Origin of the sequence: Variovorax sp. V93 (genome assembly GCF_041154485.1) — a bacterium.
In the GTDB taxonomy this organism is placed as follows: domain Bacteria; phylum Pseudomonadota; class Gammaproteobacteria; order Burkholderiales; family Burkholderiaceae_C; genus Variovorax; species Variovorax beijingensis_A.
Map to the genome: position 1 here is coordinate 5410593 of NZ_AP028669.1, position 21843 is coordinate 5432435.

At 67.3% G+C, this 21843-nt stretch carries 18 protein-coding genes; 7 read left to right on the forward strand and 11 right to left on the reverse strand.

The window, feature by feature from the left end; all coding sequences use genetic code 11:
- Nucleotides 1-30: 30 nt before the first annotated feature.
- Both gap and ACAM54_RS25750 read right to left on the reverse strand, forming a co-directional pair.
- Nucleotides 31-1032, reverse strand: a complete 1002-nt coding sequence (gene gap, locus ACAM54_RS25745; protein WP_015867997.1) for a type I glyceraldehyde-3-phosphate dehydrogenase — start codon at nt 1030-1032, stop codon at nt 31-33.
- 63 nt (nt 1033-1095) lie between these two features.
- On the reverse strand, nt 1096-3207 hold the full coding sequence (locus ACAM54_RS25750) for a transketolase family protein (protein ID WP_369649363.1): 2112 nt from the start codon (nt 3205-3207) through the stop codon (nt 1096-1098).
- A gap of 136 nt (nt 3208-3343) precedes the next feature.
- Here ACAM54_RS25750 and speD point away from each other — a divergent pair, with 136 nt between their 5' ends.
- From speD to ACAM54_RS25770, 4 genes are read left to right on the forward strand one after another with little or no spacing between them, the layout of a single operon-like run.
- The gene (gene speD, locus ACAM54_RS25755; protein WP_145738999.1) at nt 3344-3724 is read left to right on the forward strand and encodes an adenosylmethionine decarboxylase; all 381 of its coding nucleotides are present in this window, start codon (nt 3344-3346) and stop codon (nt 3722-3724) included.
- A 23-nt stretch (nt 3725-3747) separates the two neighbouring features.
- Nucleotides 3748-4458: an NDP-sugar synthase gene (locus ACAM54_RS25760; protein ID WP_369651017.1), complete on the forward strand. Its 711-nt coding sequence runs from the start codon at nt 3748-3750 to the stop codon at nt 4456-4458.
- A complete protein-coding gene (locus tag ACAM54_RS25765; protein ID WP_369649364.1) occupies nt 4455-5849 on the forward strand; it encodes an aminopeptidase P N-terminal domain-containing protein in 1395 nt (464 codons plus the stop codon). Before ACAM54_RS25760 ends, ACAM54_RS25765 begins: the two co-directional genes overlap by 4 nt.
- Nucleotides 5846-6997, forward strand: a complete 1152-nt coding sequence (locus ACAM54_RS25770) for a hypothetical protein (protein WP_369649365.1) — start codon at nt 5846-5848, stop codon at nt 6995-6997. Before ACAM54_RS25765 ends, ACAM54_RS25770 begins: the two co-directional genes overlap by 4 nt.
- A 30-nt stretch (nt 6998-7027) precedes the next feature.
- On the opposite strand, the gene ACAM54_RS25775 is transcribed toward ACAM54_RS25770, so the two are convergent.
- From ACAM54_RS25775 to ACAM54_RS25805, 7 genes are all read right to left on the reverse strand, one after another.
- A complete protein-coding gene (locus ACAM54_RS25775; protein WP_369649366.1) occupies nt 7028-8002 on the reverse strand; it encodes a LysR family transcriptional regulator in 975 nt (324 codons plus the stop codon).
- Between the two features lie 45 nt (nt 8003-8047).
- On the reverse strand, nt 8048-9412 hold the full coding sequence (locus tag ACAM54_RS25780) for an esterase-like activity of phytase family protein (protein WP_369649367.1): 1365 nt from the start codon (nt 9410-9412) through the stop codon (nt 8048-8050).
- An 80-nt stretch (nt 9413-9492) separates the two neighbouring features.
- Nucleotides 9493-11121, reverse strand: coding sequence for an FAD-dependent oxidoreductase (locus tag ACAM54_RS25785; protein WP_369649368.1), 1629 nt, complete (start codon nt 11119-11121; stop codon nt 9493-9495).
- A gap of 116 nt (nt 11122-11237) precedes the next feature.
- A complete protein-coding gene (locus ACAM54_RS25790) occupies nt 11238-12782 on the reverse strand; it encodes a polyamine aminopropyltransferase (RefSeq protein ID WP_369649369.1) in 1545 nt (514 codons plus the stop codon).
- A gap of 14 nt (nt 12783-12796) precedes the next feature.
- Nucleotides 12797-13015 carry a DUF350 domain-containing protein gene (locus ACAM54_RS25795; protein WP_015868006.1) on the reverse strand — a complete coding sequence of 73 codons (219 nt, stop codon included), beginning with the start codon at nt 13013-13015 and terminating at the stop codon, nt 12797-12799.
- Between the two features lie 62 nt (nt 13016-13077).
- On the reverse strand, nt 13078-14556 hold the full coding sequence (locus ACAM54_RS25800; protein WP_369649370.1) for a DUF4178 domain-containing protein: 1479 nt from the start codon (nt 14554-14556) through the stop codon (nt 13078-13080).
- A 118-nt stretch (nt 14557-14674) separates the two neighbouring features.
- On the reverse strand, nt 14675-15724 hold the full coding sequence (locus tag ACAM54_RS25805; protein WP_369649371.1) for an SPFH domain-containing protein: 1050 nt from the start codon (nt 15722-15724) through the stop codon (nt 14675-14677).
- Nucleotides 15725-15889: 165 nt separating this feature from the next.
- Between ACAM54_RS25805 and ACAM54_RS25810 the strand changes: the two genes are divergently transcribed.
- From ACAM54_RS25810 to ACAM54_RS25820, 3 genes are all read left to right on the forward strand, one after another.
- Entirely contained in the window at nt 15890-18232 is a 2343-nt protein-coding gene (locus ACAM54_RS25810) for an NADP-dependent malic enzyme (RefSeq protein WP_145738984.1), read from the forward strand.
- 180 nt (nt 18233-18412) lie between these two features.
- A complete protein-coding gene (locus ACAM54_RS25815) occupies nt 18413-18823 on the forward strand; it encodes a ribonuclease domain-containing protein (RefSeq protein WP_145738982.1) in 411 nt (136 codons plus the stop codon).
- A gap of 50 nt (nt 18824-18873) precedes the next feature.
- Nucleotides 18874-19299, forward strand: a complete 426-nt coding sequence (locus ACAM54_RS25820; protein ID WP_086012221.1) for a barstar family protein — start codon at nt 18874-18876, stop codon at nt 19297-19299.
- A 351-nt stretch (nt 19300-19650) separates the two neighbouring features.
- Here the strand turns inward: ACAM54_RS25820 and rsmA are convergent, their stop codons facing one another.
- Nucleotides 19651-20421: a 16S rRNA (adenine(1518)-N(6)/adenine(1519)-N(6))-dimethyltransferase RsmA gene (gene rsmA, locus ACAM54_RS25825; RefSeq protein ID WP_369649372.1), complete on the reverse strand. Its 771-nt coding sequence runs from the start codon at nt 20419-20421 to the stop codon at nt 19651-19653.
- Nucleotides 20421-21830 (reverse strand): peptidylprolyl isomerase, encoded by a 1410-nt coding sequence (locus ACAM54_RS25830; RefSeq protein ID WP_369649373.1) that lies wholly within the window; start codon nt 21828-21830, stop codon nt 20421-20423. Before ACAM54_RS25830 ends, rsmA begins: the two co-directional genes overlap by 1 nt.
- Nucleotides 21831-21843: the final 13 nt, after the last annotated feature.

The following is a 21843-nucleotide window of genomic DNA, read 5'->3' on the forward strand; positions in this document are numbered from 1 at the left end:
CGCGTTTTTGTTGCCGGGTCCGCGAAGCTTTTACTTCGCCACGACCTTCACCATCTCCAGGCACTTGTTCGAGTAGCCCCATTCGTTGTCATACCAGCTCACGAGCTTCACGAAGGTGCCGTCCAGCGCAATGCCGGCTTCGGCGTCGAAGATCGAGGTGCGCGGGTCGCCGCGGAAGTCGGTGGCCACCACCTTGTCCTCGGTGTAGCCCAGCACGCCCTTGAGCGCGCCTTCGCTCTGCGACTTCATCTCGGCGCAGATTTCCTTGTAGGTGGCTTCCTTCTCGAGTTCCACCGTGAGGTCGACCACCGACACGTCGGAGGTCGGCACGCGGAAGCTCATGCCGGTGAGCTTCTTGTTGAGCTCGGGGATCACGACGCCCACGGCCTTGGCGGCGCCGGTGCTCGAGGGAATGATGTTTTCCAGGATGCCGCGGCCGCCGCGCCAGTCCTTGTTGCTCGGGCCGTCGACGGTCTTCTGCGTGGCGGTGGCGGCGTGCACGGTGGTCATCAGGCCGCGCTTGATGCCCCACTTGTCGTTCAGCACCTTGGCCAGCGGTGCCAGGCAGTTGGTGGTGCAGCTGGCGTTGCTGACGATGGCTTCGCCGGCGTACTTCTTGTCGTTCACGCCGTAGACGAACATCGGGGTGTCGTCCTTCGACGGCGCCGACATGATCACCTTCTTCGCGCCCGCGTCGAGGTGCTTCTGGCAGGTTTCCTTGGTGAGGAAGAGGCCGGTCGACTCGAGCACGATGTCGGCGCCGACTTCGTTCCACTTCAGCTGCGCCGGATCGCGCTCCTGCGTGAGGCGGATCTTCTTGCCGTTGACGATCAGCGTGTTGCCTTCCACCGTGACTTCGCCCTTGAAGCGGCCGTGCACCGAGTCGTACTGGAGCATGTAGGCCAGGTAGTCGGGCTCGAGCAGGTCGTTGATGGCGACGATCTCGATGTCGTTCTTGAAGTTCTGCACCGCTGCGCGCAGCACGTTGCGACCGATGCGACCGAAGCCGTTGATACCGAGTTTGATAGCCATCTGATTTGCTCCTAAGGTTGAAAAACTTGTGGTCGGACAGAAAGGGGAAAGGCCTCGCCGGGCTCAGCCGCGCAGTGCGGCTTCGACCGTGGCGGCAACGTTCTCGGCCGTGAAGCCGAAGTGCTTGAACAGCGCCCCGGCCGGTGCCGACTCGCCATAGGTGTCGATGCCCACGACGGCCGCGCAGCCGTATTTCCACCAGCCGCCGGTGCAGCCCATTTCCACCGCGATGCGCGGCAGCTTCTTGGGCAGCACGGCCTTCTTGTAGGCCACGTCCTGGCGGTCGAAGGTGGTGGTCGAGGGCATCGACACCACGCGCACGGCAATCTTCTTCTCGGCCAGCAGCTTCTGGGCGGCCAGTGCCAGCTGCACTTCGGAACCGGTGGCGATGATGACCGCGGCGGTCTTCTTGCTCTTGAGGCCGACGGCTTCGGGCTCCGCCAGCACGTAGGCGCCGCGGCTGATGTCGCCGAGCTCGCCCTTGGGCGCGTAGGCGATGTTCTGGCGGCTCAGCAGCAGCGCGGTGGGGCGCGACTGGTTCTGCAGCGCCACGGCCCAGGCCACGGCGGTTTCGGCGGTGTCGCCCGGACGCCAGACGTCGAGGTTCGGGATCAGGCGCAGCGAGGCGGCATGCTCGATCGACTGGTGCGTCGGGCCGTCTTCGCCCAGGCCGATGGAGTCGTGCGTGAACACGTGCACCACGCGGCGCTTCATGAGCGCGGCCATGCGGATGGCGTTGCGGCTGTAGTCGCTGAAGGTCAGGAAGGTGCCGCCATAGGGAATGAAGCCGCCATGCAGCGCGACGCCGTTCATGATGCCCGCCATGCCGAACTCGCGCACGCCGTAGTTGATGTGGCGGCCGACGACGCCGTGGGGCGGTTCGGCGTTGTCGGCGGTGCTCTCGGGTGCGGCTTCGTCTTCGGCACCCTGGTTCGGCTGCTGGACCGGCACGTCCATGACCACCGCGCCGGTCTTCGCATCGAAGCGCAGGGCGGCCGTGCTCTTGGTGTTGGTGAGGTTGGAGCCCGTGAGGTCGGCGCTGCCGCCGAGCATCTCGGGCAGCGCGGCGGTGAAGGCCTCGAGCGCGAGTTGGCTGGCCTTGCGGCTGGCCACGGTTTCGCCCTTGGTGTGGGCGGCCACCACGGTGTCGAACGCCACCTGGTGGAAGTTCCTGGGCAGTTCGCCCCGCATGCGGCGGGTGAACTCGGCGGCGAGTTCCGGGAAGGCCTTCGCGTAGGCGGCGAACTTGTCGTTCCAGGCGGCTTCGGCCTTGGCGCCTTCTTCCTTGTGGTCCCAGTCGGCGTAGGCTTCCTCCGGCACTTCGAAGGCCGCGTAGGGCCAGTTCAGCGCGGCGCGGGTGAGCGTGATCTCGTCGGCGCCCAGCGGCTCGCCGTGGGCCTTGGCGGTGTTGGCGCGGTTCGGGCTGCCCTTGCCGATCTGCGTCTTGCAGATGATGAGGGTGGGCTTCGAGTCTTCCTTCTTCGCCTTGGCGATGGCCTTGGACACGTCCTTGGCGTCGTTGCCGTCGATCGGGCCGATCACGTTCCAGCCGTAGGCCTTGAAGCGCTCTTCGGTGTTGTCGATGAACCAGGGCTTCACCTGGCCGTCGATGCTGATGCCGTTGTCGTCGTACAGGGCGATCAGCTTGTTCAGGTGCCAGGCGCCGGCCAGCGCGCAGGCTTCATGGCTGATGCCTTCCATCATGCAGCCGTCGCCCAGGAAGGCGTAGGTGTGGTGGTCGACGATCGCGTGGTGCTTGCGGTTGAACTCGGCCGCGAGGAGCTTCTCGGCCAGCGCGAAGCCCACGGCATTGGTGATGCCCTGGCCCAGCGGGCCGGTGGTGGTTTCCACGCCGGGGGTCACGTCGACCTCGGGGTGGCCCGCGGTCTTGCTGTGCAGCTGGCGGAAGTTCTTGAGCTCGGCAAGGGGCAGGTCGTAGCCGGTGAGGTGCAGCACCGAATACAGCAGCATCGAGGCGTGGCCGTTCGACAGCACGAAGCGGTCGCGGTCGAACCAGTGCGGGTTGGCGGGGTTGTAGCGCAGGTGTTCGCCCCAGAGTGCGACGGCCATGTCGGCCATGCCCATCGGTGCGCCCGGATGGCCGGAGTTTGCTTGTTGGACGGCATCCATGGCCAGCGCGCGGATCGCGTTGGCCATCAGGGCTTGGTTTGCCATGGGCGGTGGGCTTTCGGGGAATGTGGATTAGGGGGAACCCGCGATTTTACCGGCCTCGCTCCAACCCCCTCCTGCAGCGGCCAGAACACCCCACTGATGCTCTTTGGCGACACCCGGGCTGCTAGAGTTGTCACCCATGCACGGGCTGCACCTCACCGCCGATCTCCACGACTGCCAATGCGCCATGCAATGGCTCACCGACAAGGAGGCGCTCGGCGCCGTCTGCATCAAGGCGGCAACGGCCGCCGGGCTGCAGCCGGTGGGCAAGCTGGTCCATGGTTTTCCGGCCACGCCGCAAGGGCCGGGCGGCGTCACGGCCACCGTGCTGCTGGCCGAATCGCACCTGTGCATCCACACCTGGCCCGAACAGCGCGGCGCCACGCTCGACGTGTATGTGTGCAACTTCGGCGGCGACCATTCGGCCAAGGCGCATGCGCTGATGGAATGCCTGGTCGCGCTGTTCCAGCCGCGCCACAGCGAGCGCAACGAACTGCTGCGCGGCAGCGTCGCCGCGTGAGTGCCCCGGCTTCCGTGCGGGCGATGATCCTCGCGGCCGGCCGCGGCGAGCGCATGCGGCCGCTGACGGACACCACGCCCAAGCCGCTGCTCGAAGTGCGCGGCAAGCCGCTGATGCAATGGCCGATGGAGGCGCTGGCCGCCGGCGGCTTCACCGACCTGGTGGTCAACACCGCCTGGCTCGGCGAGAAGATCTCCAGCCGCTTCGGTCTCAATCCCTTGCTGAATGGGCATCCTGCGCTATCGATTTCCTACTCCGACGAAGGCCGCGATTTCGGCGAAGCGCTGGAAACGGCCGGCGGCATCGTGCGCGCGCTGCCCCGCCTGGGCGAGATTTTCTGGGTGGCGGCCGGCGACGTGTTCGCGCCGGATTTCGCCTTCGCGCAGGCCGCGGTGGACCGCTTCGCGGCCAGCGGCAAGCTGGCGCACCTGTGGCTGGTGCCGAACCCCGCGCACAACCCCAAGGGGGACTTCGGACTCTCCGCAGAAGGCCTGGCGCTCAACTCGGCGGCCGAGAAATACACTTTCTCGACCATTGGCCTCTACCGGGCCGCGCTCTTCGCGCCGCCTTACTGCGGCATCCCGGCCGGCAACCCGGCGGGCGCCAAAGCCCCGCTGGCCCCGATCCTGCGCGCCGCGATGGACAATGAACGCGTGAGCGCCGAGCTCTACGCCGGTCCCTGGACCGACGTGGGAACGCCCGAACGGCTTCTTCAACTGAACACGCCAAGATGACCTCAGAAGACCACCGGATCTACGCCGAGCGCCGCGCGCGCCTCGCCTCGCAACTGGGCAAGGACGGCATCGCCATCGTCCCGACCGCGCCCGAGCGCCAGCGCAACCGCGACAGCGACTTCCTGTTCCGGCACGACAGCTATTTCTATTACCTGACCGGCTTCACCGAACCCAACGCCTGGCTGGTGCTCGCGGGCGACGGCCGCAGCATGCTGTTCTGCGCGCCCAAGGACCTGGAGCGCGAAATCTGGGACGGCTATCGCCTGGGCCCCGACGCGGCGCCCGCGCCGCTTGGCATCGACGAGGCCTTCTCGGTCGACGAGCTCGACGCCCGGCTGCCGAAGCTGCTCGAGAACAAATCGACCGTGTGGTTCCCGTTCGCGATCCACAAGGGCCTCGAAACCCGCGTCGACGGCTGGCTGCAGTCGGTGCGTGCACGCGTGCGCTACGGCGCGCTGTGCCCCGAGGAACTGCACGACCTGTGCGGTCCGCTCGACGAAATGCGCCTGGTGAAGGACGCGCACGAACAGGACATCATGCGGCGCGCCGCGCAGATCAGCGCGCGCGCCCACATCCGCGCGATGCAGCTGTCGGCGCGCATGCTGCGCGAAGGCAAGGACGTGCGCGAGTACCACCTCGACGCCGAGCTGCTGCACGAGTTCCGCCTGGGCGGCTCGCAGTACCCGGCCTACGGCTCGATCGTGGCGGCGGGCGCCAATGCCTGCGTGCTGCACTACCGCGCCGACGCCGCGCCGGTGCGCAATGGCGAACTGGTGCTGATCGACGCAGGCTGCGAACTCGACGGCTATGCCAGCGACATCACACGCACCTTCCCGGCCAACGGCAGGTTCAGCGGCCCGCAGCGCGCGCTGTACGACCTGGTGCTCGCGAGCCAGGACGCCTCGGCCGCGGTGACCAAGGCCGGCAACCGCTTCACGGACCCGCACGATGCGGCGGTCAAGGTGCTGGCGCAGGGCATGCTCGACCTCGGCCTGCTCGATGCCGGCAAGGTCGGCAGCGTCGACGACGTGATCGACTCGCGCGCCTACTTCCAGTTCTACATGCACCGCACCGGCCACTGGCTCGGCATGGACGTGCACGACTGCGGCAGCTATGTCGAGCCCACGCAGGTGGGCGAGGTGAGCGAACGCAAGGACCCGCTGTCGAACGAAGTCATCAAGAACCGGCCGAGCCGCATCCTGCACCCCGGCATGGTGCTGACGCTGGAGCCCGGCATCTACGTGCGCCCCGCCGACGGCGTGCCCGAGCAGTTCCACAACATCGGCATCCGCATCGAGGACGACGCGATCGTCACGGCCACCGGCTGCGAACTCATCTCGCGCGGCGTGCCGGTGAAGGCGGACGAGATCGAGGTGCTGATGCGAGCGTGAGCACCGTCCGCAAGCGGCGTTCCAAACCGGTGGACGACCGCCCACCGTATTGGATGCAGCAGTGGCTGGTGCATCACAGGAAGTCTGGCCGCTTCGATGGGCATGAGTACTGCATCTACGACATCCACAAGCCCAAGGGCCCGCCGCTGTCCTCGGCCTGCGCGGAAGGCGTGATCTCGCGGATCGGCGATACCGCACTGGAACTGCGGGAGCCCGAGTCCGCCTTTTCTGGTTATGCGATCTGGTTCGGCCTGCTGGCCGCGGCGCCGATGGTGGCGCTGCTGTTCTACGCAGACATGCCCCGGTCCCTCTGGGGTGCGCTGCTTGCACTCTGCCTTGCCTGTGTGGGAGTGTGTGCCTCCGCTTTCGGGGCGCTCTGGATTTTCGCGACTTTCAAGGAACTGCTGGCCCCCACGCCGTTGAGCGTCGGTTTCCTGTGCGACCGGCTCAACCAGAGACTGTGGTGGCACGACGGCGTGAAGGAACGGTGGGTGGCGTGGGACCGGATCCGTGTCGTCCATCGCCCAGGCTTCCCGGGGACGGAAAGCGTCGAGGCTCTGCGCCTGCTGGTACTGGATCAGGATGATTCACTCGTCTGCACATCGCCGCAAGGGACGAAACCATTGGCGTTCACGCTGCCCGCCTGGCGGGTCGGCCATCGATGCGCGCGATCGCACAATCCCCACACCGAAGCGCGCAAGGCCGTCCTCGACTTCATTGCGGTGTTCATGCGCGAGGGCCGCGCATCGTTGCCTGCCACCCGCTGGCGAACGCCAGCGAAGGACCTCGAAAGGCTGTTTCTGGATCTGGCTCACACATTGGATTTTTTCGCCGGTCCTCGCGCAAGCGCCTCGAGGAATGCACGCGCCCTCTGCGCGGTGCTGATGGCGCTGGCCGCGCCCTTCCTGCTGCCGCCGCAATGGATGCACGCGCTGGCCGAGTTCCGGCGGCGGCCGGGCGAATGGTCGGCTGCCACCTTGCAGGCGGTCGGAATCGACCCTGGTTCGCCAGCAACCCACCTGGCCGCTCCTGCAGGCAGCCGGTCCTTGCACGCCCCTCTTGATCGGGAGCAGCGTACGCTGGCGTGGATCTGGATCGCCACGGCCTTCGCCACGTATCTCATCATCGGGTGGAAGATCATCCACTGAGTCAGCGAAGGATCTGTGCCAGCTGCGAGCTCATTTCGCGCGGCGTGCCGGTGAAGGCGGACGAGATCGAGGTGCTGATGCGAGCTTGACGGCACGCTGAGACACCGGCGGCGGCGCATGCCGCGCCTGCAGGAAGTCGATGAACACCCGGAGCTTGCGCGGCATCTGCGCGCGGCTCGGGTGGTAGAGGTAGAAGCCCGGAAACGTGGGCCACCACGGCTCGAGCAGCGGCACCAGGCGGCCGCTTTCCAGGTCGCCGCGCACCGCGCCCTCGAAGGCCACCATGATGCCCGCGCCGTCGCGCGCGGCGGCCAGCAGCACATCGCCGTCGTTGCTGATCAGCGGACCGGCCACTTCGACGTCGAGCACGCGGCCGTCCTGCGCGTATTCCCAGCGATAGAGGGCCCCCGTGGTCAGGCGGTAGTTCAGGCACTGGTGCTCGCGCAGGTCCTCGGGCGTCTTTGGCAGCCTGCGCCCCGAGAGATAGCGCGGCGACGCGAGGGTCACCATGCGCTGCGGCCCGCCCACCGGCAGGGCCACCACGTCCTGCGCCAGGCTTTCGCCGAGCCGGATGCCGGCATCGAAGCCGCCTTCGACCAGGTCGATCATCCGGTTGTCGCAGACCAGCTCCAGCGTGATGTCGGGATAGGCCTCCGCAAAGTCCGCGAAGTGCGGGTTCAGCAGCAATTCGGCCGACACGCGCGCGACGTTCAGACGCAGCAGCCCGGCCGGCTTGTCGCGCGCCTCGTCCAGGCCTTCGACCGCCTGCGCGAGCGCGGCCAGCGCCGGCTGGGCGCCCTTGAGCAGTTGCTGGCCCAGTTCGGTCACGCCGACGCGCCGCGTGGTGCGGTCGAGCAGGCGCACGCCGAGCCGCCCCTCGAGCATGCGCACGGTCTGCGACAGGGCCGAGGGCGACACGCCCAGCTCTTGCGCGGCCCGCGTGAAGCTGGCGTGGTGCGCAATGCGTGCGAAGGCGGCAATGGCGGGGAGCAGTTCGGGCGACATGCGCGGATTATGAAGACGCGCTTCCGCCGGCCACTCGCGCTGGCGCTACCTGGCCTGCAGCAGCGCGCCCGCTTCCAGCAGCACCAGCTCGTTGTCGTCCGCCTGGTTCGGCTCGCGGCTGCTGGAGAACGGCAGGTTGTTGTCGTTGCCGACCACGATGTGCGTGGCATCGACCACGTCCACGTTCTCGATCGTGAAGAACGGGAACTTGAGCACGCCGTCGTTGAGCGGCTTGCGCGCGAGCCCGGCCGGGTCGGCGATGTTCAGCAGGTCGATGTAGCCGATCTTGCGTACCGCGCCGCCCGCGTTGGCGTCGCTCAACTCGATCTTGTAGACGCGCTTGAATTTGGCGATGTCGTGGAAGCAGTCGCTGCGCTTCTGGCCCTCGGGGCAGGCCTTGTCGCTGGCGCCTTCGCCGTTGTCGCGCTCGATGATCAATCCGGTGGTCGCGTCGATCATGTTGAAGTCGCCGATGGCGTGGCCATTGGCTTCGAGCGGGTATTTCCAGTGGCGGCCGGTCCATTTTTCCGAAGCCACGTCGAACTCCAGCACGCGCAGCGCTTCCTTGCCGTCCAGCTTCTCGTAGTCCTTTGCCTCGGCGTTCCACACCGGGCCTTCGAGCAGCGCGTAGAGCTTGCTGCCGTCCTTCGACGAAGCCATGCCTTCGAAGCCCTTGGAGCGCTTGATCTGGAAATCGACCGCGCCGCCCGGTGCGCCCGGCGTGGTGACGGCCGGATGGTCGGGGGAGCGCACGGCCTTGCCGTCGACCTGCGTGTCGAACACCGCGAGCACCTTGCCCTTGAGGTCGGCCTTGATCAGGAAGGGGCCGAACTCCTCGCCGATCCACAGGGCGCCGCCGGCAAACTGGAAGCTCTCGGGATCGAAGTCGGAGCCGGTCAGGTAGCGCTGCTTCGTGCCTTCATGGACGATGCGGAAGGGCACCTTCTTGTCCGGGTCGTGCAGGAAGATGGTGTTCAGGCGGTTGAACTTGCCGCTCTTGAAGTCCACCTTGTAGTGGTTCAGGTAGAGCATGAAGTCGGGCGAGTTGGCCTCGGCGCCGGCGCCGTTGTCGGTGAGGATCCAGAACGAGCCGTCGTCCATCTTCTTGATGCCCGAGTGGCCCTGCAGCGGCTGGCCCTTGAAGGGCAGCGAGACACCGGTGCCGCGGCCACCCGACAAGCCTTCGATGGTGCCCAGCGCCTCCACGCGCTTGCCCGAGGTGAACTTGCCGCTCACCTGCAGGTCGGCGGGCGCATCCTTGGGCGCCGCGACGAAGCTTTGCGCGGGCAGCACGGCATGGCCGGCCAGCGTCGCAGGGAAGGCGGCCTGTGCGGCGGCATGGCCGCAGGCGAGCGCGGCGGCCAGCGCGATGAAAGAAGTACAGAAGAAGAAAGAAGCGGGGCGCGTCATTGGAAAGAGAGGTTCCGTGTCGAAACGCGAGACCATGCCGGCCACGCGTGACGCGGCCATGACATGAGGCACCCGGGCCTTCAGCCCGGCGCCGCGCCCGCGATGTGCCCGCGCGTGAACGCCTCCTCGAAGATCGAATAGCCCGACCAGTCGGCATGCGCGAACGAAAGCCGGCCCGCGATGACACGGCCGCGGTGCCCCGCGTCCGGCGACATGCGGTGCGCGCCGATCTGCGCAAGCAGGCCCGGCCGCGGGATCGACATGGCGTGGCCGTAGCGCGTGATCTCGATGCGCGTCGCGAGCGAAGGCAGGTCGGGGTGCGGCACCGAGAGTTCGGCGAGCAGCTCGTCGCGCCAGCTGGTCCAGGGGCGGTCGAGCAGCAGGCGCCGGCCATCGGCGCCGTCGTGGCGGCTCGGGCCGAGCGGGCGGTACCAGCTCAGCACGGTGCCGCGCGGCGTGGGGTCGAGCGTCTGATGGCGCGCATCGACGTAGCCGAGGCCGCGCGTGCCGTGGATCACGTTGTCCCAGCTCGGTGCGGCGCCGGGCCGGTCGGCGAGCGGTCCGCGCAGGTGCACGTTGGCCACGAGCCAGGGGGCATAGCGCAGGTGCGCGGCGGCGTTCTTCAATACCTCCGGCGCGTTTTCGACCACGCGCGCGGCGATGAACACCGGCAGCGCGACGATGCAACGCCCGGCCTGCCAGCGCACCAGCGATTGCGATGCGGCATCCCACGCGTCGACCTCGACACCGCCGCGAAGCTCGGCGATGCGCGTGACGGCCTGGCCTGTGCGCAAGCGGTCGCCGAGCGGCGCGGCCAGCCGCTTTGTGAGCCAGCCATTGCCCTCGGGCCAGGTAAGCACTCCGTCGCGCTCGGCGGCCGATTCGGCGCCGCCGCCTTTCGCATCGCCGGGCGCGTGAAAGCCATGGCGGCTCGCGAAGTAGTGGATGCCGGCCCAGGCCGAGACCTGTTCGATGCCTGCGCCGTAGTCGTCGCGGCAGCAGTAGTCGAGGTACCAGCGCAGCTGCGCATCGCCGAAGCCCTCGCCGTCGAGCCATTGCGCGAAGCTGACGGCATCGAGCGCCAGCAGCTCGGGCGTGAGGGCGGCCTTGAGCGTGGGAATGACGAAGTGCGCCGCGTGCTGCAGCGCGTCGATGCGCTGCGCGAACCTGCGGTACTGCGCGTGCGTGTCGGCGCCCACGCCATGCAGGGGCAGCAGGCCGTCCTGCCACTCGCCGCGGAAGAACAGCCGCTCCTGCGGGCTGTGGCAGAGGTGGCGCTCGTCGTATTCCCAGCGGCCCGCCACGCGCCGGCGCAGGCCGAGTTCCTCGAGCAGGTCCTGTACTTCACGCGCATCGTCGCCGGGCGTCGGCAGGTAGTGCGCGCCGAGCGGACAGGCAATGCCGCTCACCATGCCGCCGCGCGCATTGCCGCCCGCCGCATCCTCGAGCTCGAGCAGCACGAAGTCCTCGATGCCCGCGAGCCGCAGTGCGCGCGCGGCGGCGAGACCCGCGACGCCGCCTCCGGCAATCACCACGCGCGTGCGCTTCATGCTTGCCGGAGACGGGCCCTTGAGCGCGCTGTCGCGCAGTGCGTGGCCGCGCGCGACGTCGATGCCGGTGAAGCCGCCGTCGATGGGCGGCGGCGGGGCCTCGCAGCCAGCGAGCGCAAGGGCGCCCGCCGCAGCCCCAAGAAAACCCCGGCGCTTCATTGCACCCGTCCCTTTCGGGAAACACCGCGGAACCGGCTTTGCCGGGCCGCTGGTGTTGCCCCCGGCGAGGGGGTGGGCGAAGCGACACGAAGTGCGCGAAGGCTGGGGGAGATCATTCAGTGCGTCGTGATCACCTTGCCCCACTCCTGCTCGTAGGTGGTGACAAGGGTCTGGTTCGACAGCCGGTTCACTTCGGCCGGCACGCGCGCCATGTCGAGCGGAAAATCGAACATCAGCGGCAGGGTGGAGGGCGAGAGAAAGCGCAGCCCGGAAGGCAGCGCATCGGGCATGCGGTACGGCCGCCGGCTCGCGATGATGTAACCCCATTCGCCGAAGCTCGGCACATGCGCGTGGTAGGGCGTTGCCTGCAGGCCGACCGATTCGATGGTCGCCGCCACGGTCCAGTAGCTCTTGCGCGCGACCAGCGGCGAGGTGGTCTGGATCACCGCGTAGCCGCTCGCCGAAAGGCGCTTTTCGAGCAGCGCATAGAAGCTGTTGGTATAGAGCTTGCCGATCGCGAAGTTGGTGGGATCCGGGAAGTCGACCACGATCACGTCGAAAAAGTCCCCGGGCTGCTGCAGCCACTGGAACGCATCGGTATTGACGACCTTCACCTTCGGCGACGAGAGCGAATGCCCGTTGAGCGCCGCCAGCGTTTCATGCGCGGTGAAGAGCTGGGTCATGTTCGGATCGAGCTCCACCAGCGTGACCGATTCGACCGAGGGATATTTCAGGATCTCGCGCACCGCCATGCCGTCGCCGCCGCCGAGCACCGCGACTTTCTTCGGCGCGCCCTGCGCGGCCATCACCGGATGGACGAGTGCCTCGTGGTAGCGGTACTCGTCGCGCTCGGCGAACTGCAGGTTGCCGTTCAGGAACAGCCGGTGCCCGAGCTGCCCGCGCGTGACCACGATGCGCTGGTAGGGCGAGGTGGCGCTGAACACGATGCGGTCCTGGTAGAACTTGTCCTCGGCCAGCGTGGTGATGTGGCCGGCCCCGGCGAAGGCGCCGACCAGCGCGGCCAGCGCCAGCAGGCAGGCCAGCGCATGCGCGCTGATGCGGCGCAGCTCATGGCGGAACAGCCACAGCGCCCACACGGCCACGGCCGCATTCATGATGCCGAACAGCAGGCCGGTGCGGATCATGCCCAGCTGCGGCACCAGGATGAGCGGAAAGGCCACCGACACCGCGAGCGCGCCGAGGTAGTCGAAGGTGAGCACCTGCGACACCAGGTTCTTGAGCTGGATGTTGCGCTTGAGGATGCGCATCACCAGCGGGATCTCGAGCCCCACCAGCGTGCCGACCACCACCACGAGCCCGTAGAGCAGCAGGCGGAACGCGCCGGGCACGTAGGCGTTCGCGAGGAAGAGAACGGCCGGCAGCGCGCCGCCGACCAGCGCCACGAGCAGCTCGATGCGCAAAAAGTGCGCGGGCAGCTGGCGCTCGAAGAAGCGCGAGAGCCACGAGCCCACGCCCATCGCGAACAGGTAGGTGCCGATGATGGTGCTGAACTGCAGCACCGAGTCGCCGAGCAGGTAGGAGCTCAGCGCGGCCGCGGTCAGCTCGTAGACCAGCCCGCAGGCCGCGACCACGAACACGCTGGCCAGCAGCGCGATCTCGACCGGCTGCGGCCCGCGCGCATCGGCGGAATGCGCGGACACGGCCGCCTCCCCGCTCAATGGATGGCTGCGGCGACGATGACGCAGATGCCCAGGCTCATGGCGGCCACCACCAGGCCCAGCGCCACGTTCTGCTTCTCGACGATTTCGCCCCAGAGGTCGTAGGGCGTGAGCTTGTCGATGATGAGGAAGCAGAGCCAGAAGATCAGCACGCCGAGCAGCGCATACACGAGCGATCCGAGGACCACGCCCGGTTTCAGCCATTCAAATCCCATGGGGACCTCCAGTCGTAGTTGCAGTAGTGGGTGACATCAGCGCGAAGCTATGTTGCTCTTGTTCATTTGTGGCCGCCGCCGCTCGAATAGCCGCCATAGGAGCCGCCGTAGCTGCGCGACCCGCCCGACGAGCCGCTGCAGGTGCTCAGGATGACCAGCAGCACGATGATGACGATCACGATGAGGATGATGGTGCCGCAGCCCAGGCCCGATGCGGCGCTGACCGGCAGCGCATCGCCGCGCGCGAACATGTCCTTCTTGTCGTCGAGCTTGAAGGCGGCGGACACCAGTCCGCTGTCGAGCTTGCTGCCCGAGGACCAGGTCAGCTCGTTGGCCGAGCGCTCCATCGAAAGCAGCGCGTTGCCGCTGGCGAAATCGCGGTTGAAGGTTTTCTGGCCGCGCTCCACCTGCCAGTAGAACTCGCCCGCCACATAGGTGGTTTCGGCGTTGTAGGCGTACTGCTGCGTATAGCGCTTGCCCAGGTAGGTGGCGCTGCTGCCGTTCTCGGCCATGACCGGCGCGCCGGTGGTCGGCTTGACCATGCTCCAGCCGTCCTCGGCGTCCACCAGGAAGCTGAAGCCGCGCTTCTTGTTGTACAGCAGGTATTCGTTCCAGCCGAAGTGCTCGTCGTCGCCGGGCTCCACGCCCATGCGGTGCTGGAAGCCCACCACCTGCCACTGCGCGCCCTGCAGCTGGCCGGTGCTGCCGATGGGGATGAGCGGGCGCACGGGTTCGTTCTGCTCCGCGTGCTTCAGCTCGCCGCCGATGCCCTGCGACAGGTCGATGATGCTGTTGCACGAGCCGCAGGTGATGCTCTTGCTATCGGCCAGGTTGACCGTGACGGGCGCGCCGCAGTTGGGGCAGTTGAAGGCGCGGCCTTTTTCGTCCTTGGCGGATTCGTCGCGCAGGCCCGTGAGCTGCAGGTCCTCAAGCTGTACCGAGCGGCCCAGGTAGGCGCCGGGCGGCTCGGTGCCGTAGTCGATGCTGAGCACCAGCCCCTTGTCGCTGCGCAGTTCGACCATGGGGAACGGGCGGCCCAGCTCGGGCAGGTGCGGCAGTTCGCCCTGGGCGGACAGCAGCGTCACCTGCTCGTTGGACGAGACGGTGTAGCTTTGGCCGTTGAATGCGCTGGCGGCCCCCACGCGCAGGTCGCCCGGCGGTGGCGCGGTGCGCTGCAGCTCGAAGGGCAGCGCGAACACGTAGGCGCCGTTGTCCTCGCTCAGGATGCCGGTGCGGTCGCCGTCGAGCTCGGCGATCCACTCGGTCCAGCGCCCGCCGGCGGTGCTGTATTGCAGCCGGCCGATGATGGTGAACGGCTGGTTCTGGATGCGGCCCGCGGCAAACAGCTGCAGCGGGCTGAAGTCGTCGAACAGCTCCGCCATCTTGCCGATGCGCGCGAGCGTCTCGCCCTGGCGCACGACGGTGCTCTGGCAGTAGGGGCAAACGGCGAAGGCCGATTGTGCGGACCTGAATTCGACCGGCGCGCCGCAGCCGGGGCAGGGCGCACGGTAGGCGCGCTGGGCGCCGCCTTCTTCAGCCATGGCAAACGGCAGCGGATGCAGCTGCGGGGAATGCCGTGGAACCGGCTACGCCGGGCCACAGGCATTGCCCCCTGCAAGGGGGAGGGAGTAGCGACACGAAGTGCGCGAAGCCTGGGGGTTAGACCAACTTCTTGAGCAGCTCCGCCTTCTTGGCGTCGAACTCTTCCTGCGTGAGGATGCCCTTGGTCTTGAGCTCGCCGAGCTTCTCGAGCGTGGTCATCACGTCGGCCGGGCTCACCACGGCCACGGCAGGCTGCTGCTGGGTCGCTGCGGCCTGTGCCGCCGCGCCCGGGCTCAGCCCCTGCGCGAGGTTCTGCGCCAGCACCTGGCCCAGCGCCACGCCGGCGCCCAGGCCCATGGCATCGCCCGCGATGCCGCCGCCCTGGCCCGCGCCCTCGGCGAACTTGGGAATGGCCTGCGCGGTCTGGTACTGCATGAACTTGCCCATGTCGTTGCCGACCATGCCCATGCCGATCTTCTGGTCGAGGATCTTCTGCAGCTCTTCGGGCAGCGAGACGTTCTGGACCGTGATGTTCTCGAGCTTGATGCCGATCTTGGAAAACTCCGGCACCAGCTGCGCGGCCAGCGCCTGGGCAAACTGGATCTGGTTGGCGGCAAGGTCCAGAAACGGCACGCCGCTGGACGCGATGGCATTGCTGATGTTCTGCAGCACCAGCCCGCGCAGCTGGCCGTCGAGGTCGGCCACGCCGTAGACGTCGCGCGTGCCCGAGATCTCGGTGTGGAACAGCTTGGCATCGCCGATGCGGAAGCTGTAGTTGCCGAAGGCGCGCAGGCGCACGGCGCCGAAATCCTTGTCGCGGATGGTGATGGGCTGCGGCGTACCCCACTTCTGGTCGACCTGCTGGCGGGTGCTGAAGAAGTAGACGTCGCTCTTGAACGGGGACTCGAACAGCTTGTCCCAGTTCTTCAGGTACGTGAGCACGGGCAGCGTCTGCGTCGTGAGCTTGTACATGCCCGGGCCGAACACGTCGGCCACCTGGCCTTCGTTGACGAACACCGCCACCTGCGACTCGCGCACGGTGAGCGAGGCACCGTTCTGGATTTCCATCTCCGCCATCGGGAAGCGCCAGGCCAGCGTGCCGTCGCCGGTCTCGGTCCACTGGATGATGTCGATGAACTGTTTCTTGATGAAATCCATCAGGGCCATGGCTGCTCCTCGTCGAATTTTTTCCGGACTGCGCATATTGCCACATCGTCTTGACGGGTCTTGCTGCTTTCGGCAGGGTGGATCTCCGCCATGCGGCCTATGGCGCCCCGGGCCGAGGTCTACAATCGGCGCCCCCAGAAGAAGCGCCACCAGGAGCAACGGCCCATGTCCGATTCGACGATCCCATCGACCCCCACGCCCGAAGACAAGCGCGCCGAACTGCGGCGCGCCGCCCTCGAGTACCACGAGCTTCCGGTGCCGGGCAAGATTGCCATTGCCGCCACCAAGCAGATGGTCAACCAGCGCGACCTGTCGCTGGCCTATTCGCCCGGCGTGGCCGCGCCCTGCGAGGAAATCGTCAAGGACCCGGCCAACGCCTTCAAGTACACGGCGCGCGGCAACCTGGTGGCGGTGATCACCAACGGCACCGCCGTGCTGGGCCTGGGCGACATCGGCGCGCTGGCATCCAAGCCGGTGATGGAAGGCAAGGGCGTTCTCTTCAAGAAGTTCGCCGGCGTCGACGTGTTCGACATCGAGATCGACGAGAAGGACCCGGCCAAGCTGGTCGAGATCATCGCCTCGCTGGAACCCACCTTCGGCGCCATCAACCTCGAGGACATCAAGGCCCCCGACTGCTTCTACGTCGAGCGCGAGCTGCGCAAGCGCATGAAGATCCCCGTGTTCCACGACGACCAGCACGGCACGGCCATCACCGTGGCCGCGGCCATGCTCAACGGCCTCAAGGTGGCTGGCAAGGACATCAGCGAGGTCAAGCTGGTGACCTCGGGCGCGGGCGCCGCGGCACTGGCCTGCCTGAACCTGCTGCTCAAGGTGGGCCTCCAGCGCGAGAACGTGTTCGTGACCGACCTGGCCGGCGTGGTCTACGAAGGCCGCGAGGAGCTCATGGACGACGACAAGCGCCAGTACATGCAGAAAACCACGGCCCGCACGCTGGCCGAGGTGATCGAGGGCGCCGACGTGTTCCTGGGCCTGTCGGCCGGCGGCGTGCTCAAGCCCGCCATGGTGGCCAAGATGGCGCCGCGCCCGGTGATCTTCGCGCTGGCCAATCCGAACCCGGAAATCTCGCCCGAGGACGCCCATGCAGTGCGCCCCGACGTGATCATGGCCACCGGACGCACCGACTACCCGAACCAGGTCAACAACGTCCTGTGCTTCCCGTACATCTTCCGCGGCGCACTCGATTCGGGCGCCACCACGATCACCGACGAGATGGAAATTGCCGCGGTGCGCGCCATCGCCGATCTCGCCCAGGCCGAGCAGAGCGAGCGCGTCGCCGCCGCCTACGTCGGCGAAAAGCTGACTTTCGGGCCCGAATACCTGATTCCGAAGCCCTTCGATCCGCGCCTCATGATGAAGATCGCGCCGGCGGTGGCCAAGGCCGCCGAGGAAAGCGGCGTGGCCTCGCGCCCGATCAAGGACATGGACGCCTACCGCGACCGCCTGCAGAGCTTCGTCTACGCCTCGGGCACCACGATGAAGCCGATCTTCGACGCCGCCAAGCGCGCGCAGAAGAAGCGCGTGGCGTACTGCGAGGGCGAGGAAGAGCGCGTGCTGCGCGCCGCCCAGATCGTGGTCGACGAAGGCATTGCGCGCCCCACGCTGATCGGCCGCCCGGCCATCATCGCGCAGCGTATCGAGAAGTTCGGCCTGCGCCTGAAGGAAGAGCTCGACTACGACATCGTCAACGTCGAGCAGGACCACCGCTACCGCGACTTCTGGCAGACCTACCACCGCATGACCGAGCGCAAGGGCCAGACGGTGCAGACCGCCAAGATCGAGATGCGCCGCCGCCTGACGCTGATCGGCGCCATGCTGCTGCACAAGGACGAAGTCGACGGCATGATCTGCGGCACCTGGGGCACCACGCTGATCCACCTGCACTACATCGACCAGGTGATCGGCAAGCGCCCGGGCGGCTGCGAAAGCACGCCGCAGGACGTGCCGGTGTACGCCTGCATGAACGGCCTGCTGCTGCCCGACCGCCAGGTGTTCCTGGTCGACACCCACGTCAACTACGATCCCTCGCCCGAGGAACTGGCCGAGATCACGACCATGGCGGCCGAGGAAATGATGCGCTTCGGCCTCAAGCCCAAGGCCGCGCTGCTGTCGCATTCGAACTTCGGCACGAGCAACGAGCCCAGCGCGGTCAAGATGCGCAAGACGCTCGACCTGCTGCGCGTGCAGGCGCCCTGGCTCGAGGTGGACGGCGAAATGCACGGCGACGTGGCGCTCGACAGCAAGCAGCGCGCGATCGTCATGCCGCACAGCGCACTGGCGGGCGATGCCAACCTGCTGGTTTTCCCGAACATCGACGCGGCCAATATTTCCTACAACCTGCTCAAGACCGCGGCCGGCGGAAATATCGCGATCGGCCCGGTGCTGCTCGGTGCCGCCAAACCTGTGCATATTCTCACGGCCAGCGCAACAGTTCGGCGCATCGTGAACATGACAGCCTTGACAGTCGCCGACGCAAACGCAGAGCGATAAGCCATTTGGCGAGAGTGGCCGCCAACTTAAAGCGCCACTCGATCCCCTTGCGACTGCTCAAACTTTGGGCAGTCGCTTGCTATTTTCGCCAGCGTGGTGCACACTCGCGGGCTTGAATTTGCGGGTTAACCCCAGGGTTGGCTGCCAATTCGGAACCCCGCTCTTTTCTTGTGGTGCCCCATGGCGGCTTACGCCTCGATCACGTCCTCTGTCACTAAGTTTGCGCTCACCGGCTTGATGCTGGCGGCGTTGGCGACGGGGGCCGAGGCCCGCGGATGGTTCGGCACCGGAAAGCCCGCCCAGGAATCGATTGCACTGTCCGAACTGCCGGTTCAGGGCCAGCGAACCTACGAAGCCATCCTGAACGGCGGCCCCTTCCGATTCGAAAAGGACGGCACGGTATTTGGCAACCGCGAGCGTCTTTTGCCGCCCGCGCGGCGCGGTCACTACCGCGAGTACACGGTGGCAACGCCCGGCTCGCGCGATCGCGGTGCGCGGCGCATTGTCTGCGGCGGAGAACAGCGCACCACACCCGAGGCCTGCTGGTACACGGCAGACCACTACGCGAGTTTCAGACGGATTGCACCATGAGCGATGACAAAGACTTGAGCGGCGCCCCGAAGCGCCCCGAAGAAATGATGATGACTATGGAAAGACCAGCGGAGATGACCCTATCCCTTCGTGCCGTACGCCCGAACATCGTGCAGTCGATTCGTGCGTTCCGCGTGAACGACCTGCAGGAAGCCGCCAACGCCGCGGGCCAGCACTTCCTGTACGCCAATCTGGGGAATGCCCAGACCAAGCAGGACGTTCTGGACCTGATCGCCCAGCAGTTCACCTTTCCGGCGCATTTCGGCAAGAACTTCGACGCGCTGTACGACTGCATGACCGACCCGTTGCATAAATCGGGCCCGCAGCCCGGTTTCGTGATCGTGCTCGAGCAGATCCCGGCCAACGCCAAGTTCGACAAGGAAGCGCGCGAGCAGCTGCTCGACATCTTCCGCGATGCTTCCGACTACTGGGGCGACCGGAAAGTCCCGTTCCGCTGCTTCTATTCTTTTCTGTAGCCCGTTCTGCACACACCAGCCAAGCAGAACGGGCGAACGAGGCTCAGCCGAACGGCGCAGCACTCGATGGCATCGAAATCAACGGCAGCACCGCCAATGCGGCCGCCGGCACGGAACCCGAAGGCGAAAAGATGCCGACCGACAAACTGGTCGACGTCTCGCCGCTCGCATTGCGCATGAGCAGCCCCTTCAACGCGGGCTACTGGCTCGCGGCGGCCTGAACAAGCCCACCCCCGAAGCGGCTCACTTCGTGTAGCCGCCTCCCCCTCAAGGGGGCAACACCTGCGGCCCGGCTAAGCCGGTTCCGCGGTGTTCACGAACGAAAGCCCGCCTTTGCCAAGGCGGGCTTTTCTATTTGGGCTCGGGGGGAACGGCCTGGGCCAGGGCGACGTATTCGGCCACGGGCACTTCCTCGGCGCGGCGCTGGGCGTCGAATTCGCCTGCAAAGCCGTGCGCGTCCAGCCATTTGCCCAGGGTGTGGCGCATGATCTTGCGGCGCTGGCTGAAGGCGACCTGCACGATTTCGCCCAGGCGGGCGGCATCGACGGCCGGCGGCTCGGCCAGCGGCACCATGCGCACCACGGCGCTGTCGACGCGCGGCGGCGGATCGAAGCTCTCGGGCGGCACAAACAGCACGTTTTCCATCCGGTAGCGCCACTGAAGCATCACGCTCAGGCGGCTGTAGTCGGACGTGGCGGGGCGCGCGACCATGCGGTCGATCACTTCCTTCTGCAGCATGAAGTGCTGGTCGGCGATCAGGTGCGCGAAGCCCAGCAGATGGAACAGGATGGGCGTGGAGATGTTGTAGGGCAGGTTGCCGACCACGCGCAGCGGCGCCGCGAACCTGGCGGCCAGCGCGGCGAAATCGACCTTGAGCACGTCGGATTCGATGACGTCGAGCTGCGGATGCTCGCGCAGCCGCTTGGCCAGGTCGCGGTCGAGCTCGATGACGGTCAGGCGCCCGAGCCGCTCGACCAGCGGCTGGGTGAGCGCCGCCAGCCCCGGACCGATTTCGACCATGGCGTCGCCAGGCTGCGGCGCGATCTCCTGCACGATGGCATCGATGATGCCGCCGTCGGACAGGAAGTGCTGCCCGAACCGCTTCCTGGCGATGTGTGCCATCAGGACTGGGGCGCCTCGCGGTATTCGACGTAGGCGCGCGCGCGCACTTCCTGCACCCAGGTGCTGAAGGCTTCATCGACCCGTTGCTCGCGCAGCACGGCCCGCGCGGCTTCGCGCTGCTCGGCCTGGGTGAGCTTGGATTCGCGCCGGCCGACCACCTGGATCAGGTGGACGCCGAAGCGCGACACCACGGGGTCGCTGATCTGGCCCGGCGCCAGGCGGTCCATGGCTTCCTCGAACTCGGGCACGAACTGGCCCGGGCGCGACCAGCCCAGGTCGCCGCCTTCCTTGGCGCTCGCGTCCTGCGAGTTGTCGCGCGCCAGGCCGGCAAAGTCGGCCGTGCCGGCCTGCAGGCGGCGCTTGAATTCCGCGAGCTGCGCAACCGCCTGCGCGGTGGTGCGCTTGGGGTCGTTGAGCAGCAGGATGTGGCGCACCTGCGTCTGGGTGACGGTGGCGTCGGCGGCGCCGAGCTGGGCCTTGGCCAGCACCTTGAGCACGTGGAAGCCCGCACCCGAACGGATCGGGCCGGCAATGCCGTTGACCGGCGTCGACTGCGTGGCTTCGACGAACAGCGACGGATAGCGGTCGGCGGTGCGCATGCCGACGGCGCCACCGTTGGCGCGGTCCGGCGAATCGGAGTTTTCCTGCACCAGCTTGGCGAAGTCTTCGCCGGAGCGAGCGCGCTGCGCGAGGCCCTGGGCCCGCTGCTGCAAGGTGGCGACCTGCGCGTCGGTGGCGTTCTCGGGCACGGCGACCAGGAGGTGCGCGAGGTTGATGTTCTGCAGCGCCGCATCCTTGGTGGGGGCATTGCGCTGGTCGCGCAGGTATTCGTCGGCCTCGGAGTCGCTGATCTTGACCTTGGACTCGACCTCGCGGTCGCGCAGGCGCGTGAGCAGCAGCTGGTCGCGCAGGTCGTTGCGGAATTCGCGCTGCGAGATGCCTTCGGCCACCACGCGGCGGCGCAGTTCCTCGACGCTGATCTGGTTCTGCCGCGCCACGGTCTGCTCGGCCTGGTCGATGGCGACGTCGTCCACCTTGATGCCGTTTTCCTTGGCCAGCTGGAGCTGCGCGCGCTCCGAGATCAGGCGCTCGAGCACCAGGCGCGTGAGTTCGGCGCGCGGCACGCGCTCGGCCTCGGCATTTTCCCGGATGAGGCGCGTGACGCGCGACTGCACCTCGGTGTTGGTGATGGGCTCGGAATTGACCAGTGCGACGATGTATTCGGCCGAGCGCTGCACCGGCGCGGCGGTGGAAGGCGCGGTGCGCGGCGCCGGCGGCGCCAGTCGGGGACCGGCGCGCATGATGTCGGTGATGCCGCTGCCGCCACCGGGACGCAGGCCTTGTGCGCCCGAGGCCGCGGCCAGTGCCGCGAGGCAGCCCAGGGTCAGGATGGAACGGATGTGTTTCATGGCGTTGCTCAAT